16 protein-coding genes are annotated in these 14,644 nt (G+C 62.6%); 9 read left to right on the forward strand and 7 right to left on the reverse strand.

Features of this window, described 5'->3' with window-relative positions:
• Window positions 1-162 precede the first annotated feature (162 nt).
• The gene (locus tag ACYU70_RS16075) at window positions 163-1,416 is read left to right on the forward strand and encodes a M16 family metallopeptidase (protein ID WP_342295163.1); all 1,254 of its coding nucleotides are present in this window, start codon (window positions 163-165) and stop codon (window positions 1,414-1,416) included.
• 174 nt (window positions 1,417-1,590) lie between these two features.
• Here ACYU70_RS16075 and ACYU70_RS16080 read toward each other — a convergent pair whose 3' ends face one another.
• The 4 genes from ACYU70_RS16080 to ACYU70_RS16095 form a co-directional block, all read right to left on the reverse strand.
• Window positions 1,591-1,968: a hypothetical protein gene (locus ACYU70_RS16080; protein WP_342295162.1), complete on the reverse strand. Its 378-nt coding sequence runs from the start codon at window positions 1,966-1,968 to the stop codon at window positions 1,591-1,593.
• Window positions 1,969-2,151: 183 nt separating this feature from the next.
• On the reverse strand, window positions 2,152-2,571 hold the full coding sequence (locus ACYU70_RS16085) for a hypothetical protein (RefSeq protein WP_342295160.1): 420 nt from the start codon (window positions 2,569-2,571) through the stop codon (window positions 2,152-2,154).
• 169 nt (window positions 2,572-2,740) lie between these two features.
• The gene (locus ACYU70_RS16090; protein WP_342295158.1) at window positions 2,741-3,106 is read right to left on the reverse strand and encodes a hypothetical protein; all 366 of its coding nucleotides are present in this window, start codon (window positions 3,104-3,106) and stop codon (window positions 2,741-2,743) included.
• Window positions 3,107-3,378: 272 nt separating this feature from the next.
• Window positions 3,379-4,038, reverse strand: coding sequence for a hypothetical protein (locus ACYU70_RS16095; protein WP_342295156.1), 660 nt, complete (start codon window positions 4,036-4,038; stop codon window positions 3,379-3,381).
• 100 nt (window positions 4,039-4,138) lie between these two features.
• Between ACYU70_RS16095 and pheS the strand changes: the two genes are divergently transcribed.
• From pheS to ACYU70_RS16130, 7 genes are all read left to right on the forward strand, one after another.
• On the forward strand, window positions 4,139-5,227 hold the full coding sequence (pheS, locus tag ACYU70_RS16100) for a phenylalanine--tRNA ligase subunit alpha (protein WP_425293309.1): 1,089 nt from the start codon (window positions 4,139-4,141) through the stop codon (window positions 5,225-5,227).
• Between the two features lie 84 nt (window positions 5,228-5,311).
• Window positions 5,312-6,625 carry a 30S ribosomal protein S12 methylthiotransferase RimO gene (gene rimO, locus ACYU70_RS16105; RefSeq protein ID WP_342295153.1) on the forward strand — a complete coding sequence of 438 codons (1,314 nt, stop codon included), beginning with the start codon at window positions 5,312-5,314 and terminating at the stop codon, window positions 6,623-6,625.
• Between the two features lie 19 nt (window positions 6,626-6,644).
• Window positions 6,645-7,457: a phytanoyl-CoA dioxygenase family protein gene (locus ACYU70_RS16110; protein WP_342295152.1), complete on the forward strand. Its 813-nt coding sequence runs from the start codon at window positions 6,645-6,647 to the stop codon at window positions 7,455-7,457.
• Window positions 7,458-7,554: 97 nt separating this feature from the next.
• Window positions 7,555-9,156, forward strand: coding sequence for a bacillithiol biosynthesis cysteine-adding enzyme BshC (bshC, locus tag ACYU70_RS16115; protein WP_342295151.1), 1,602 nt, complete (start codon window positions 7,555-7,557; stop codon window positions 9,154-9,156).
• A 12-nt stretch (window positions 9,157-9,168) separates the two neighbouring features.
• Complete coding sequence (locus tag ACYU70_RS16120) at window positions 9,169-9,756, forward strand: 5-formyltetrahydrofolate cyclo-ligase (RefSeq protein WP_342295149.1); 588 nt, start codon at window positions 9,169-9,171, stop codon at window positions 9,754-9,756.
• A gap of 135 nt (window positions 9,757-9,891) precedes the next feature.
• Window positions 9,892-10,419: an ExbD/TolR family protein gene (locus tag ACYU70_RS16125; RefSeq protein WP_342295147.1), complete on the forward strand. Its 528-nt coding sequence runs from the start codon at window positions 9,892-9,894 to the stop codon at window positions 10,417-10,419.
• Window positions 10,416-11,237, forward strand: coding sequence for an energy transducer TonB (locus ACYU70_RS16130; protein WP_342295144.1), 822 nt, complete (start codon window positions 10,416-10,418; stop codon window positions 11,235-11,237). The genes ACYU70_RS16125 and ACYU70_RS16130 overlap by 4 nt, the downstream gene beginning before the upstream one ends.
• Before the next feature lie 75 nt (window positions 11,238-11,312).
• Here ACYU70_RS16130 and ACYU70_RS16135 read toward each other — a convergent pair whose 3' ends face one another.
• From ACYU70_RS16135 to mnmC2, 3 genes are all read right to left on the reverse strand, one after another.
• Window positions 11,313-11,864, reverse strand: a complete 552-nt coding sequence (locus ACYU70_RS16135) for a GDYXXLXY domain-containing protein (RefSeq protein ID WP_342295141.1) — start codon at window positions 11,862-11,864, stop codon at window positions 11,313-11,315.
• A gap of 21 nt (window positions 11,865-11,885) precedes the next feature.
• Window positions 11,886-13,172 carry a DUF2157 domain-containing protein gene (locus ACYU70_RS16140; RefSeq protein WP_342295139.1) on the reverse strand — a complete coding sequence of 429 codons (1,287 nt, stop codon included), beginning with the start codon at window positions 13,170-13,172 and terminating at the stop codon, window positions 11,886-11,888.
• 167 nt (window positions 13,173-13,339) lie between these two features.
• Entirely contained in the window at window positions 13,340-14,047 is a 708-nt protein-coding gene (gene mnmC2, locus ACYU70_RS16145; RefSeq protein WP_342295136.1) for a tRNA (5-methylaminomethyl-2-thiouridine)(34)-methyltransferase MnmC2, read from the reverse strand.
• Between the two features lie 21 nt (window positions 14,048-14,068).
• On the opposite strand from mnmC2, the gene ACYU70_RS16150 reads away from it, so the two are divergent.
• Window positions 14,069-14,494: a thioesterase family protein gene (locus tag ACYU70_RS16150; protein WP_342295135.1), complete on the forward strand. Its 426-nt coding sequence runs from the start codon at window positions 14,069-14,071 to the stop codon at window positions 14,492-14,494.
• Window positions 14,495-14,644 lie beyond the last annotated feature (150 nt).

The following is a 14,644-nucleotide window of genomic DNA, read 5'->3' on the forward strand; positions in this document are numbered from 1 at the left end:
GGTACCCGAATGCCCATGTAGCACCAGCAAGGGCCGGGGTGTCCGAAGGGTCGGTTTCTGAGACCGGCAGGTTTTCGGGGCAGTCGCAAACCCGCCGCGCTTTTCCTCGGTTAACAGCCTCGGGCGCGGCGCGTACCTTTAGCCCATTCCATTGCTTTCTCTATGATTCATTTCACCGAATTCACCCTCGATAACGGCCTGCGCTGCATCGTACACGAAGATTTCAGCACGCCCATGGCCGTGCTCAACGTGATGTACGACGTGGGCTCGCGCGATGAAGACGCCGAGCACACCGGTTTCGCTCACCTGTTTGAGCACCTCATGTTTTCGGGTTCGGTCAATATTCCGAGCTACGATGAGCCGCTGCAGCGCGTGGGAGGCGAAAACAACGCCTTCACCTCGGCCGACGTCACCAACTACTACCTCTCGCTGCCCGCCGCCAACCTCGAAACCGGTTTCTGGCTCGAAAGCGACCGGATGCTGAACCTGGCTTTCTCCGAAAACGGCCTCGAAGTGCAGCGTAAAGTGGTGGTGGAGGAGTTCAAGCAGAGTTACCTCAACCAGCCCTACGGCGACGTGTGGCTCCAGCTCAAGCCCCTCGCCTACCACACCCACCCCTACCAGTGGAACACCATCGGCAAGGAGATTGCGCACATCGAAAACGCCGTAATGGACGACGTGCGCGGCTTTTTCAAGAAGCACTACGCCCCGCAAAATGCCGTACTGGTAGTGGCCGGAGCCGTGAGCGCCGCCGACGTGCGCCAACTGGCCGAGAAGTGGTTCGGCCCCATTCCCGGCGGCCCGGCCTACCAGCGCCACCTGCCCCAGGAGCCTGCCCAGGCCGAAGCCCGGCACCTCACCGCCCACGCGGAAGTACCCCTCAGCGCCCTGTACAAGGCCTACCACATGCCCGCCCGGGGCGATGCCCGCTACCACGCCGTGGATTTGCTCAGCGACATGCTGGGCCACGGCAAATCGGCGCGGTTGCACCAGCGGCTGGTGAAGGAGCAGGCGCTGTTCAACAACATTTCGGCGTCGCTCACCGGCTCGCTCGACCCTGGCCTGCTCGTCATCAGCGGCAAGCTGAACGAGGGCGTGGATATTAAAGCCGCCGATGCCGCCGTGGAAGCCGTAGTGGCCGAATTCCTGACCCAGGACGTGGACGCCCACGAGCTCGAAAAAGTAAAAAACCAAGCCGAAAGCAGCCTGGTGTTCGGTGAAATCGACCTCCTGAACCGCGCCATGAACCTGGCCTACAGCAAGCTGCAAGGCGACGCTAACTTGGTGAACGACGAAAGCCGCCGCATCCAGGCCGTGACCGTGGCCGACGTGCGCGCCATGGCCCAACTGGTGTTGCGTCCCGAAAACTGCAACACGCTTTATTACGAAGCCACCACCGTGGCGGAACCGGCGTAGATTTCAGGTTACCGGACTGCCTGGAAAATATAGAACGGTCATGCTGAGCGCAGCCGAAGCATCTCTACCGCAGTAGTAATCCAATTGTAAGGATTAGTTACGCGGTAGAGATGCTTCGGCTGCGCTCAGCATGACCGTTCTTTTTTTTGGCAAATGCCCTTCGGAAACCCAGGCCTAGCGCTTGGTTTTTACTTTGGTTTTGCCGGGCGCTACGGGCACGTTGCTGTCGCGGGTGAGGGTGCTGTTGGCGGGCTTCACGTAGCGGGGGCGCGGGGTGCGGTTGTCGTTGTAGCCACCGTTGCTTTGGTAGCCTACCTGCTTGCGCATGGGCATGCTGGGGGCCAGGTACGACATCGAGCCGTTCTTGATTTCCTCGGGCACGCCGGCGCCGTAGGGCTTGCCGGTGTGGGGGTTGATATTGGGGGCCTTACGGGCGCCCCGCGCCGAGTAAGGCGCAATTTTCTTGCGGGCGGCGCGGGTTTTGGTTTGCGCATTGGCTCCGGTTACGGCAAAGGTGACCAGCAGCAGCGTGGCGAAAAAGTAACGGAACATCGATGGAGTAATAAAAAAGTGAACTGATACAAAAGTAGCCGCCTAGGCGGGGTCCGAAAGCGAACCGGCTCCCGTCATACGCACCACGGCCCGCAGTGGGTGAGGTCGAACGACGGAAGCCGACTGGCAATACGAGAAGCGGCCCGGCCGGGATTTCCCCAACCGGGCCGCCACCGGGCCGAATTAGTTGCCGAGCGTGGTTTGGGTAGCGGCCGACTTGCGGGGCGGGCGCACGCTGTAGGGCACCATGCCGTTGCTGGTGCGCATGTGTACCGGCATGCCGGGGGCGGCATACACGTTGGCGTTGTCAATCTCGCCGCGCGAGGTGCTGGCGGCGGGGTAGGCCGGGCCCCAGCCGCCGTCGGTGGCGGGAGTGGTGGTGGCCACGGCCGTTTGCGTGGTTTCGAGGGGAGGCCAGCCGTCGTTCATCACGGGCGTGGTGGGGGTGGTTTTGAGGGCGACGCGGCGGGCTTTTTTGGCGGCGCGGGCCGAGGCTTTCACCGATTTGGTGGTCTTCTTTTTGGCGGCGACGGGCGTGGTCTGGGCGCTGGCTTCAGCCAATAGGAACACCGACAATGCGAGGGTAAGGATGGAGCGGAACATGGCTGAAGGAAAAAGAAGTTGAGAAGTAAAAGTTGGTTCGTTTAGCTGTCAGGGTACATTTCGAAAAGCGTGCCAACTTCTTCTGCTTCCTCCCCGGCCCACGCAAAACGGCCCGGCCAGCCCGCAAATGCGGACCAACCGGGCCGTTTCATCGACAGAAGCCGGGAGTTTACCGGGGCGTGAGCGTGGTGCGGCTTTTGGTGCGGGCGGGAGCCGGGCCATTGTAGCCTTCTACCTTCTTGGGGTTGTCCACGTTCACGGGCATGCCGGGGGCGGCGTACACGCTCTGGCCCTTGCCATCGGCGCTTTCCGTGGAGCCTACCGAGCCATTGCCAGCGGGGCCGGTTTTGGTACGGCCGCCCGTTTCGGCGGGCGCGGGGCGGGCGGTGGTATTGCGCGTCACCATCTTTTTCGCGGTGGTTTTGCGGGTAGTTGTGGTTTTGCGGGCGGCGGTTTTGGTCGCGGGGGCCGTTTGGGCCGATGCTTCCGCCGCGATGGCCAGCGCCAGTATCAGGGTGAGAACAGAACGAATCATAAGCGTGAATTGGGGGTGGTGAGGGAAAACGCCAGCGTTGCGAAGCAGCCCGGCTCCGGGCATACGCGAAACCCGGCGGTAAGGTCCAAGCTCACTACTCATCCAATGCCATTTGCCCGCTGCCGCACCGCAGTTCAGTTTTTATCACAAGGAAAAATCGGGACGCAAAAAAGCCCGGCTGTTCCTTTTCAGGGCACAACCGGGCTTTCTAATACTAATTGATGCCAGGCAGAGAAAAACCCGGAGGCTTTATCTGCAACGCAGCCAGGCTACTACCAACCCAGCGGCTCAGGCGCTTTTTTCTTAGGCGCAGGAGCGGGAGCAACGGCCTTAGCGGGAGCCTTGGCGGGCGTGCCGGCTTTGGGTGCAGCAGCGGTAGGAGCCATCTCGGCACCGTTGGCGGCATTGCCGGCGCCGGTAGCAGCCTCAGCAGCTACTGGGGCGGCAGCAGCAGGAGCTGGCGCGGCAGGTGCGAGGGCTGTAGCCGGGCGCGGAGGCCACGGCTTGTCGCGGCGCGGCTTGCGGTTGAGGCGGCGCTCACGCATGGCAGCAGCATCATCAGCCATCACGCTACGACCGCCGCGCATGATAACGGGGGCACCAGGCGCTACCGAAATGCCCGAGCCGCTGGCCACGCCGCCGGCACTGCTGCCGCCACCGCCACCAAAGCCAGCTTTATCGGCCGCAGCCGGTGCGGGCGTTGCCTCGGGGGTCGGCATAGCACCTGCAGCTTCGGGGGCTACTGCGGCTGCGCCGCCGTTTTGCGTGGCTTTCGCGCCGGCCGCGGTGGAGGTGCTGCTCTTGGTGGTCTTCTTAGCCGGAGCTTTTTTGGGGGTATCCCAGCCACTCGGGGCGTCCCAGCCACCGCTTTGGGCGGCGGCGGAAGTAACTAAGCCTCCGCTGATAAGTAAAAAAAATAGGGCGCGCTTCATGGCAGGAGATTTTCGTGGGTGGTTTATAAACGGCGTAACTGAATGTGTTTGCGAAACGTTCGGCCAGGGCCGGAGCCTTGCCGTAACTTTGCGGGCTATGATGCAGGAATCCATTGCCGCGCTGACGGCCGAAATTACAACGGCCGAACTGAATAATCCCGCCGAACTCGATGCCTTTCGCATCAGCTACCTCGGCCGTAAGGGCCGGCTGGCCGACTTGTTCGACCAGCTCAAGACCGTGCCTGCCGAAGACAAACGTGCTGTGGGCCAGCAGCTCAACACCCTGAAGCAGCAGGCCCAGGCCCGCTTCGACGAGGCCCAGCAGGCCGCCGAAGCGGCGGCCGACAACGCCCCCGCCAACCCCGATTTCGACTACTCCCTGCCCGTGGTGCCCAACGCCCTGGGCACCCGCCACCCCCTGAGCCTGGTGCGCGAGGAGATGCTGCGCATCTTCGGCCGCATCGGTTTCGCCGTGGCCGAAGGCCCTGAGATTGAGGACGACTGGCACAACTTCACGGCCCTCAACTTCCCCGAAAACCACCCGGCGCGCGACATGCAGGACACGTTTTTCGTGGCCCCGGTGTCGCACGCGGCCGGCGCGGCCAACGCTGGAACAACTGGCGAAGCCGCCACTGGCGCACCGGCTTTGCCGCACTTGCTGCGCACCCACACCAGCACCGTGCAGGTGCGCGTGATGGAAACCGAGCCCCTGCCCATCCGCCGCGTGATGCCAGGCCGGGTGTTCCGCAACGAGGCCATTTCAGCCCGCGCCCACATGATGTTCCATCAGGTGGAAGGCATTTTCATTGACGAGGGCGTGAGCTTCGCCGACCTGAAGCAGACGGTGTATTACTTCGTGCAGGAGCTGTTCGGGGCCGATATCAACATCCGCTTCCGCCCCAGCTTCTTCCCCTTCACCGAGCCCAGCGCCGAAATTGACATTACCTGCCTGATTTGCAAGGGCGCGGGCTGCAACATCTGCAAATACTCGGGCTGGGTCGAAATCGGCGGTTGCGGCATGGTAGACCCCGCCGTACTCGAAAACGCTGGCATCGACCCCGAGAAATACTCCGGCTACGCCTGGGGCATGGGCATCGAGCGCATCGCCATGCTCAAGTACCAGATTAAGGACTTGCGCCTGTTCACGGAGAATGACATGCGCTTCCTGCGGCAGTTTGAGGCGCTCTAAATCAAGCACAACCGAACCAATCTATGCCTGCGGGCATTCTATGCAACCTATCTCAGCAGGTAGGTTCCGATAATTCTGTGATTCATGAAGGTTAGAAATCAGACCACCAATAAAGTAAACGTCATCACCCTCGGCTGCTCGAAGAACATCGTGGACAGCGAAGTTTTGATGGGCCAGCTCCAGGCCAACGACTTCGACGTGACCCACGAGGCCGAGAAGTCCGACGCCAACATCGTCATTATCAACACCTGCGGCTTTATTGATAACGCCAAGCAGGAAAGCATCGACACCATTCTGCGCTACGCGGATGAGAAGGAGGCCGGCCGGCTGGATAAACTGTACGTGACGGGCTGCCTCTCGCAGCGCTACAAGGACGAGCTGGAGGTGGAAATTCCGCAGGTAGATGCCTATTTCGGCACCCTGGAGCTGCCGCAGATGCTAAAGGTGCTGAACGCCGACTACAAGCACGAGCTCATCGGCGAGCGTCTGATTACGACGCCCAAGCACTACGCCTACTTCAAAATTGCGGAGGGCTGCAACCGCCCCTGCTCGTTCTGCGCCATCCCGCTGATGCGCGGCAAGCACGTCGACCGCAAGATTGAGGACCTGGTGAAGGAGGCCAAGCGCCTCGCCAGCATGGGCACCAAGGAGTTGATTCTCATTGCCCAGGATTTGACGTATTATGGCCTGGAAGCCTACGGCGAGCGCAAGCTGGCCGATTTGCTCCGCAACCTGTCGGACGTGAACGGCATCGACTGGATTCGTCTGCAATACGCCTACCCGTCGCAGTTTCCGCTGGATGCGCTGGATGTGATGGCCGAGCGCGAAAACATCTGCAAATACCTGGATATGCCCTTGCAGCACGGCTCCGATGCCATGCTAAAAAGCATGCGCCGGGGCATCACCAAACGCCGCACCATTGAGCTGGTCGATACCATTCGGCAGCGCGTACCGGGCATTGCGCTGCGTACCACGCTCATCGCCGGCCACCCCGGCGAGACGGAAAAGGACTTCCAAGAGATGTATGATTTCGTGGAGGAGACCCGCTTTGAGCGCCTGGGTATTTTCACCTACTCGCACGAGGAAAACACGCACTCGCACACCCTGGTGGACGACGTACCGGCAGAGCTGAAGCAGGAGCGCGCCGATGCCATCATGGAATTGCAGCAGGGCATTTCGATGGAGCTGAACGAAGCCCGCGTGGGCCAGACCTACAAGGTGCTGTTCGACCGCAAGGAAAGCGGCCATTTCGTGGGCCGCACGGAATTTGATTCGCCGGAGGTGGACAACGAAGTGCTGGTAGCGGTGGAAAAGGACACGTTTGTGCGCTTGGGCGATTTTGCAAATGTGAAGATTGACTCGGCCTCGGATTTCGACCTATACGGCCACTTGGTATAAAGACGCGACAGATTTCCGCATGAAAGCTCGTCTCAACCAGCATGATATCGAATACCATGTGGAAGGCCCTGCCAGCCCCGGCGCGGCCGAAATCCTGCTGGCCAATGATACCGACCTCACGGCCACGCAGCCCTGGGCAGCAGCCGGCTACACGGTAGCTCCCTGGCTCACGCCGGCCGAAAACGCGACCCTGCGCGAAGGCCTGATTGAGGTGATACGCACGGCCGTGCGCGGCGCGGGCTTTGACATCGCGGCCGACTGGCCCGTGACGGATTACCACCGGCTGGTTGGCGACGACGATGCCCGCCACCTGGCCGTGGTGCAGCAAACCACCACCTGCCCACTGGCGTGGCTGCCCCTGCCGGTGGCCGCCCTCGAAGCGCGGGTGGCGGAGTTGTGCGGCCGGCCCATCAGCGCCCACAACCCGGCCCTCGGCCGGGCGCAGTTCCACTTGCGCATCGTGCGGCCCCGGCGCTCCGATAACAACCCGTTGCACCGCGACGTGTGGATTGACCGGCTGCGTAACGGCATCAATATCTATTTCCCGCTGGCGGGCAGCACCGCCGATTCGTCGCTGGCGCTGCTGCCCGGCTCGCACTGGTGGCCCGAGGACCAGCTGACGCGCACCCACGCCGGGGCCGTGTACAACGGTGCGCAATACAGCGTGCCCGGCGTGGTGGCCTCGGCCCAGCCGCTGCACCTGCTGCGCCCCAACCCGGGGCCGGAGGAAGTGCTGCTTTTCTCGCCCTACCTGCTGCACGGCGGGGCCGTGAATTTGAACGAGGATGAAACGCGCCTCTCGCTCGAAATGCGGTTTTGGGCGGCTGAATAAGCGTAAGATTTAACTTTTCGGCCGGGGCCGGGTTTTGTGCGGACTTTTGCCATTGGCCAGGGTTCATACCGAACCCGGCCTTGCTCGTATTTCCCCCATGCCTACTCGTTGTACCACGCTGCCCTACGCCGAAACCGGCGCTTTCTCGGGCCTGCTGACCGATTACATTGCCCAAAACCCGGCCCTGGCCCCGTTTTACAACCGCTTTCCGGCTCTCGAAAACTTCGCCGCCCAAATTGAAGAAAAGAAAGCCGCCTACTCGCCCGAAGCCCGCAAGCGGCTGGTAGCGGCCCTGCGCGACCAATACGGCTTTGCCCCCGACCCGGAGCCGGCCATCGAAAACAGCCTGCTCCTGCTGGCCGAGCCCACCACCTTCACCGTGACTACCGGGCACCAGCTCAACCTGCTTACGGGGCCGCTGTATTTCATTTATAAAATCGTGTCGGCCATCAAGCTGAGCCGGGAATTGAAGGCGAAATACCCGCAGTATGATTTCGTGCCGGTGCACTGGATGGCCACGGAGGACCATGATTTTGCCGAAATCAACCACTTCTCACTCTTCGGCAAAACCTACGCCTGGGACGCGGCCGGCACCGGCGGCCCGGTGGGCCGCCTGCCCCTCGACGGCCTCAGCGAGCAGCTGCTAAGCCAGCTGCCGCCCGAGGTACCAGCCGCCTTCCACAAGGCCTATTCCGAATCGAAAACCCTGGCCGAAGCCACCCGCAAGCTGGCCGATTCCCTCTTCGGTGAGTTCGGTCTGGTGACGCTGGATGCCGACCGCCCGGCCCTGAAACAGGCCCTGGTGCCGCTGCTGGAGAAAGAAATCGGAACGCACGCCTCCAACGCCGCCGTGCAGGCCACCAACGCCCGCCTGACCGCCGCCGGTTACAAGCCGCAGGTGTATTCGCGGCCCGTAAACCTGTTTTTCATCACCGACGAGGGCAAGCGCGAACGCCTGGAACCCGACGCCAGCGGAGCCGACTGCGTGGAAGTTACCATTCGCAACACCGCGAAATGCCACAGCCAGGCCGAACTACTGGCCTTGGCGAAGGCGCACCCCGAACAGTTCAGTCCCAACGTGGTGCTGCGCCCGGTGTATCAGGAAATCCTGCTGCCGAACTTGGTCTACATCGGCGGCGGGGCTGAGGTGGCGTACTGGTTTCAATTGAAGGACGTGTTTGCGGCGTTCGGCGTGCCTTTCCCCATCGTGCTGCCACGTAACTCGGCCGAGTACATCAGCCGGGCCAACGCGGGCAAGCTGAAAAAGCTGGGCCTGACTACGCACGAGATTTTCCGGCCGCTGCCGGAGCTGAAGAAGCAGGTAGGCGCGGCCCTGGGCCAGGAAGAAATCAGCCTGAAAGAGCAGCAGCAGGCCCTGGCTGCATCGTTCCAGCAGGTGCAGGACCTGGCCCAGCGCCTCGACCCCACGCTGGTGAAAACCGTGGCCGCCGAAGCGCAGAAAGCCGCCGCCGGCCTCGCCGGCCTCGAAAAGCGCCTGAGCAAAGCCGCCGAAATGAAGCACGAAACCGCCTACACCCAGCTGGCCGCGCTCAAGGACAAGCTGTTTCCCGGCGGCGGCTTGCAGGAGCGCAGCGAAAACGTGCTCAGCATTCTGATAAACAATCCCGGCTTCATCGAGCAGCTGATTGAGGCGTTTGAGCCGCTGGCGCTGGAGTTCACGGTGCTGGAGGAGGAGTAGGTCCACGCTACGATGCAGGATAAAGCCACTCTGCGCCGCGCCACCCTCGCCCGCCGCCAGGCCCTGCCACCTGCCGAAATCGCGCAGCGTAGCCAGCAGCTTTGCGACCAGTTATTCCACCAGTTCTCGGTGGCGCAGTGGCGCTGGCTACATCTGTTTCTGCCGCTGGCCAAACGGAATGAGCCGGACACTTGGCCGATTATTCATCGAATCTGGGCTGAGGAACTGGCGGTGCGCCTAGCCGCGCCCGTGGTACAGGCCGACGGCATCTCGCTGCGTCACTATGAATTGACACCGGCCACGCCGCTACTTACCAACCGCTGGGGCATCCCTGAGCCCGCCGCTACTGCCGAAACAGAAGTGCCCGCTGCCGCTTTCGATGCTGTGCTGGTGCCGCTGCTGGCGGTGGACTGCGCTGGCCACCGCGTGGGCTACGGCGGCGGCTTTTATGACCGGTTTCTGGCCCAATGCCGGCCGGGCACGCAGTTCATCGGTCTGAATGTGCTGGACGATGCGCCCGTGGCCGCCATTGCCGACGTGCTGCCCACCGATGTGCCGCTCACGGCCTATATCACGCCGGGCGGGGTGTGGCGGTTTTGAGGCATCTAGTGAAAACGTACTGTTAAGCTATTTAGTATAGGGGTTGAGAATAAATTATTATTCATAATATTCTCACAATAAGGCTATAACGCGCTGCGTTGCTCGGGTATCTTTCACCTTTTCAGGACAGAACCCATGGCCGAAATCCAGCAGCAATCCGCCGGCTCCGCGAAGCCGGGCAAACGACGAGCGAAGAAGATGTCGACCCGCATCGACATGACCCCGATGGTGGACCTGGCGTTTCTGCTCCTCACCTTCTTCATGCTCACCACCACCTTCGCCAAGCCCTTCGCGATGGACCTGAATATGCCGGTGAAGAGCACGGAGCCCACGTCGGTAGCCCCCTCGCGGTCCATGACCATCATTCTGGGCAAAAACCACCGGGTGCACTATTTCTTCGGGCTGAATGCGCCGCAGGACAAAACCGCCGCCGTGCCCGAGCTGAAGACCACCTCGTTCGCCCCCGATGGCCTGCGCCCGGCGCTAATCGCCCGCATGCGGCAACAGCCGGGCCTGGTGGTGCTCATCAAGCCCTCGGCCGACTCGAAATACCAGGACATGATTGACGTGCTCGACGAGATGAACATCGTGCATCAGCCAAAATACGCCTTGGTCAAGATTACTCAGGATGACTTAACCCTTCTCAAAACCGCCACATTATGATGAACAATGCCCAGCTGGCCACGGCCAGCCTCGACGACATCGTGTTCGATGGTCGCAACCGCCACTACGGGGCCTACGAGCTCCGTGCCCTCTACCAGCGCCACATGACGCGGGCCTTGATTATCGCCACGGCCATGCTGGCGTTGCTGCTGGTGTTTCCGCTGCTGGCGCAACTGCTGAAGGAGGACGTAGTGGAAGTGCAGACGCACCCCTTCACGGCAGACCCTATTGCCCCGCCGCTCGACCCGAAGGTGCTGCCTCCCCCGCCTATCGCGCCGCCGGTGGCCCCGCCGGCCCAACCAATCCACGTAGCTACCATTCGATTTACGCCGCCCGTGGTAGCGCCTGATGACCGCGTGACGGAAGAGGTGCCTGAGCAACAAGCCTTAGCCACGGCAACGGTAGCGGCCGTTACCACGGAAGGCGTTACTGCTGTCGACATTGCGCCACTGGAAGAGGTAGAGCGCCCAGCTGCCACCGACGGCGTAGTGGACACAAAAATTTACGTGTCGGTGGAGCAAATGCCTGAGTTGCCCGGCGGTGGGGGCCAGGCCGCCATCGTAGCCGCTATTCAGAAGTCGGTGCGCTACCCGGCCAAGGCCCTGCAAAACGGGGTTGAAGGCAAGGTATTCGTGAGCTTCACCGTGGACCCCAAAGGCGATGTGACAGACGTGAAAGTGGTGAGAGGCCTGGGTTCCGGGCTGGATGAGGAAACCATGCGAGCAATCAAAACGCTGCCCAAATTCATCCCCGGCAAGCAAAATGGCCGCGAGGTGAGCGTATCGTTTACCGTGCCTGTTACCTACCGCATTCAATAGCGGAGCAAAACTTTTGCAAAGCAAAAAAGCCCGGCGTGCTCAGCACACCGGGCTTTTTTGCTTCATCCATTCCGGCTACTTCAACGCCGCATCCACGCCCGTGATGCGGGCCTGGCCCCACGGCGCGATGCTGACGCGCACCCGCAGCGGGTGCAGGCGGCCGGCTTTTTCGAGGCGCAGGCCGCTGCCTTCGGGCACGTAGTAGCGCTCCAGGTTGAAGCGCAGGGCAAACGAGCCCCGGTACACATCCGTGACCCAGCCGCGCAATACCGCCTGGCCCGCGCCGGGCGTGGGCGCCTGGGGGTACACGCCCACGGCGGTGCTGAGGCTGTCGGGGCCGGGAGCCAGCAGCACGAACACGGCCTGGCGGCGGGTGGGCGCGCCCTCGCCGTGCCAGCGGCTCAGCGGATTGTCGCTGATGGCGTAGTGCAGACGCACGAAGTCGCCGTAGAGCAAATCCTTGGGGTCGAGGGGCGTGGTGGCCAGGATTATCCGCTGGCCCAGGGCCGTGGTGGCGTAGCCCGCGCCGGCCACGCCCAGCACGTAGAGCACCTGCGCGGCCACCAGCGCCCGCAGCAGCGGGCGGCGGCGCGCCGGGGCGGAAAACCAGGAGAGCAGGTCCGTCATTCGATAATTATGAATGTTGAATTATGAATTAGGAGTTGGCTCGGAGGCTTCGGATGCGGCAGCTGGAAGCGGCGGCGTGCCAGCCTGCTGGGCTACCGGCGGTGCAGCGGCAGCCAGCACCTGAGCATTACGGCGACGCAGGTACCAGCTCAGGGCCAGCAGCAGGACGCCGCCAAGCAGGAAAAACAGCGACTTATCCATAAAGCCCCAGGTGAGCTTGAAGTAGGCCACTGCCGTGGCGGCCACAAACAGCACCGCACCGATGGTGAGTTGCTCGGGGTCGTGGTCGCGGTTGGCGCGGGCCAGCACCGAGCCGGCGTGGGCATACAGCACCACCAGCGTGGCCACGGCCAACGACAGCCCGCCCGAGAGGTAAAACCCCGGCAGCAGCAGCAGCCACTCGGGCAACGTGGCGAGGCGGCCCCGCGCCCGCTTGCCGGCCACCGACACGGCCAGCACCGCCGCCAGCGCCCCCAGGTAGGGCAGCAGCGGCGGGCGCAGGATGTTGGCATAAGCATCGGCTTCGCCAAAAATGGCCAGCCCGAACATGAACAGATACGCCGCCACCAGCGACGGCACCTGCAAGGCCCGCCCGCCGGCGCGGTTGGGCTGCCAGTCGCCGGCCGCGTAGATGAGCATGGCGGGCACGAAAAACCAGGTGATTTTGGAATGCTGCACAATGATGAACAGCCCCGCCTGCCACAACAAGCCCACGGCCAGCACGGTGGCGCTCACGGTATCGGGCCGCCGCCACCAGTAGTAGCCCATGCCGCCCACCACCAGCCAGGCCGTGACGTAGCTGAAAATCCCCAGCGACTCGACGCAGTACGTCTGCACCGCCGCCCCGATGAGCACCGTGAGCAGCACCAGCAGCCGCGAGCCGTACACGTAGCTCAAAGCCCCGCCGGCTATCACCCAGGCCAGCAGGCCGCTGGCATCGTAGCCCACCAGCTGGTAAAGCTGGCTGGTGAGGATGATGCTGGCCCCGAACAAAATCAGCCCCAGCCCGATGAGGCCGTGGCCCAAGTCGGGGTTGCCGCGCCGCAGGAAGTAGCTGCCGGCGGCGTAGCTGCCCACCAAGCTGCCCAGCAGCAGCGCGAGCCGCAGGGCGGCCGGCAGGCCCTGCCAGTTGGCCGCTACCACGCTCAGGCCGCTCAGGCCCACCAGCACGCTGCCCAGGATGGGGAGCAGGCCCAGGGCAGGCGCTTGCTGGGGGTAGCGGGCCAGCAGCTGCTGCCGCTGCGCCTCGCTGATGAGGCCATCGGTGACCCAGCCGGGGCTTTCGATATCGAGAAATTTGCGGGACAAAACGGTGAATTGGTGAGTTAGCAGAGGGAAAAGCTAAAGAACGTCATGCAGAGCGCAGCGAAGCATCTTTACCTCAATACTAACCCAATTGATTGAATTACTTACGCGGTAAAGATGCTTCGCTGCGCTCTGCATGACGTGCAACTCACCCTTCCTACCCTCCTCCCCTACTCCTTCCACGCCCGCGTCATCTCGCGCTTGCCGGGGGGGCCGGGCAGCTTCTCCGTCAGCCAGCCGGCGGCGCGCAGGTTGCGCCGGAACTGGCCCTGGGCGCAGTAGCTCACCAGCACCGCGCCGGGCGCGGCGGTATAGTAGAGGTTATGAAAAATATCTTCTGTCCACAGCTCGGGCTGTTTTTCGGGAGCGAAGGCATCGAAGTAGATGAGGTCGTAATGATTAGCTGGCAGGGCAACGGCTTGAATGGGCTTCTGCACTTTGGCCAGTGAAAATTCCGGCGCTATCATAAGCGGCAAGCCCCAGGGCATGGTGTGCATTCGGGCAAATGCCGTAGCCAGCATCGGTTCATCTTGCCACTGCGAAGCCAGCACAGCGACGGTTTCGGCCGGCAGTGGATAGGTTTCAAAACCATCATAGGCCACAGCCGCGCCGGCCGCTTGTGCGGCTTCCAGCGTCAGCAGGGCGTTGAGGCCGGTGCCCAGGCCCACTTCGAGCAAGCGTAGCGGTTGCGCTTGGCCCATGCCTGCTTCTAACAGAGGACGTAGGCCCGCCTCGATAAATACATGCGCCGACTCCTGCCGCGCCCCGTGCTGCGAGTGGTAATGCTCGTTCAGGGCCGGCACAAAGAGCGTAGGCGAGCCGTCGGCCGTCACGCGCACTTCTACCTTTGGCTCGTCAGGGAATTCTTCCTTCTTCATTCCTAATTCTTCAGTGAAAAAATGCCCCGCGTAAAAGTAGCCCTGCCCGATACCTTCTCCTTCGCCACCGAAATCCCGGTCCGCATCACCGACCTCAACTACGGCGGGCATCTCGGCAACGATGCCCTGCTGGGCCTGCTGCACGAGGCGCGGGTGCATTTCCTGCGCTCCATCGGCCTGCCCAACGACTACGATGCCGTCACCAAGCTCGGCCTCATCATGGTGGATGTGGCCGTGGAATACAAGGCCGAGGCCTTCCACGGCGACGTGCTGCGCATCCAGATGGCCGGCAACGACCTCAATAAATATGGCTTCGACGTGGTCTACCACGTCCACAATCAGGCTGGCAAGGAAGTGGCCCGCGCCAAAACCGGTATGCTCTGCTTCGATTACAACCTGCGCAAGCTGCGGCCGCTGCCGCCGGAGCTGGCCGCGCAATTGCAGTAGCGCTACCGGGCGCCAGGCCCGTCGGATGCGCTACCGGCACCATCGGATGACTTGCGGCACCATCGGATAGCCTTCCGGGGCCATCGGACAGTCATCCGGAGCCATCGGATGACTTGCGGAGCCGTCGGACGAGCTACCGGGACCATCGGA

The sequence above is a fragment of the Hymenobacter segetis genome, assembly GCF_054776495.1.

Excerpts from the sequence above, each read along its gene's own strand:
- ACYU70_RS16075 (WP_342295163.1), top strand. The coding sequence starts at position 163 with ATGATTCATTTCACCGAATTCACCCTCGATAACGGCCTGCGCTGCATC.
- ACYU70_RS16080 (WP_342295162.1), bottom strand. The coding sequence starts at position 1,968 with ATGTTCCGTTACTTTTTCGCCACGCTGCTGCTGGTCACCTTTGCCGTA.
- ACYU70_RS16085 (WP_342295160.1), bottom strand. The coding sequence starts at position 2,571 with ATGTTCCGCTCCATCCTTACCCTCGCATTGTCGGTGTTCCTATTGGCT.
- ACYU70_RS16090 (WP_342295158.1), bottom strand. The coding sequence starts at position 3,106 with ATGATTCGTTCTGTTCTCACCCTGATACTGGCGCTGGCCATCGCGGCG.
- ACYU70_RS16095 (WP_342295156.1), bottom strand. The coding sequence starts at position 4,038 with ATGAAGCGCGCCCTATTTTTTTTACTTATCAGCGGAGGCTTAGTTACT.
- pheS (WP_425293309.1), top strand. The coding sequence starts at position 4,139 with ATGCAGGAATCCATTGCCGCGCTGACGGCCGAAATTACAACGGCCGAA.
- rimO (WP_342295153.1), top strand. The coding sequence starts at position 5,312 with ATGAAGGTTAGAAATCAGACCACCAATAAAGTAAACGTCATCACCCTC.
- ACYU70_RS16110 (WP_342295152.1), top strand. The coding sequence starts at position 6,645 with ATGAAAGCTCGTCTCAACCAGCATGATATCGAATACCATGTGGAAGGC.
- bshC (WP_342295151.1), top strand. The coding sequence starts at position 7,555 with ATGCCTACTCGTTGTACCACGCTGCCCTACGCCGAAACCGGCGCTTTC.
- ACYU70_RS16120 (WP_342295149.1), top strand. The coding sequence starts at position 9,169 with ATGCAGGATAAAGCCACTCTGCGCCGCGCCACCCTCGCCCGCCGCCAG.
- ACYU70_RS16125 (WP_342295147.1), top strand. The coding sequence starts at position 9,892 with ATGGCCGAAATCCAGCAGCAATCCGCCGGCTCCGCGAAGCCGGGCAAA.
- ACYU70_RS16130 (WP_342295144.1), top strand. The coding sequence starts at position 10,416 with ATGATGAACAATGCCCAGCTGGCCACGGCCAGCCTCGACGACATCGTG.
- ACYU70_RS16135 (WP_342295141.1), bottom strand. The coding sequence starts at position 11,864 with ATGACGGACCTGCTCTCCTGGTTTTCCGCCCCGGCGCGCCGCCGCCCG.
- mnmC2 (WP_342295136.1), bottom strand. The coding sequence starts at position 14,047 with ATGAAGAAGGAAGAATTCCCTGACGAGCCAAAGGTAGAAGTGCGCGTG.
- ACYU70_RS16150 (WP_342295135.1), top strand. The coding sequence starts at position 14,069 with ATGCCCCGCGTAAAAGTAGCCCTGCCCGATACCTTCTCCTTCGCCACC.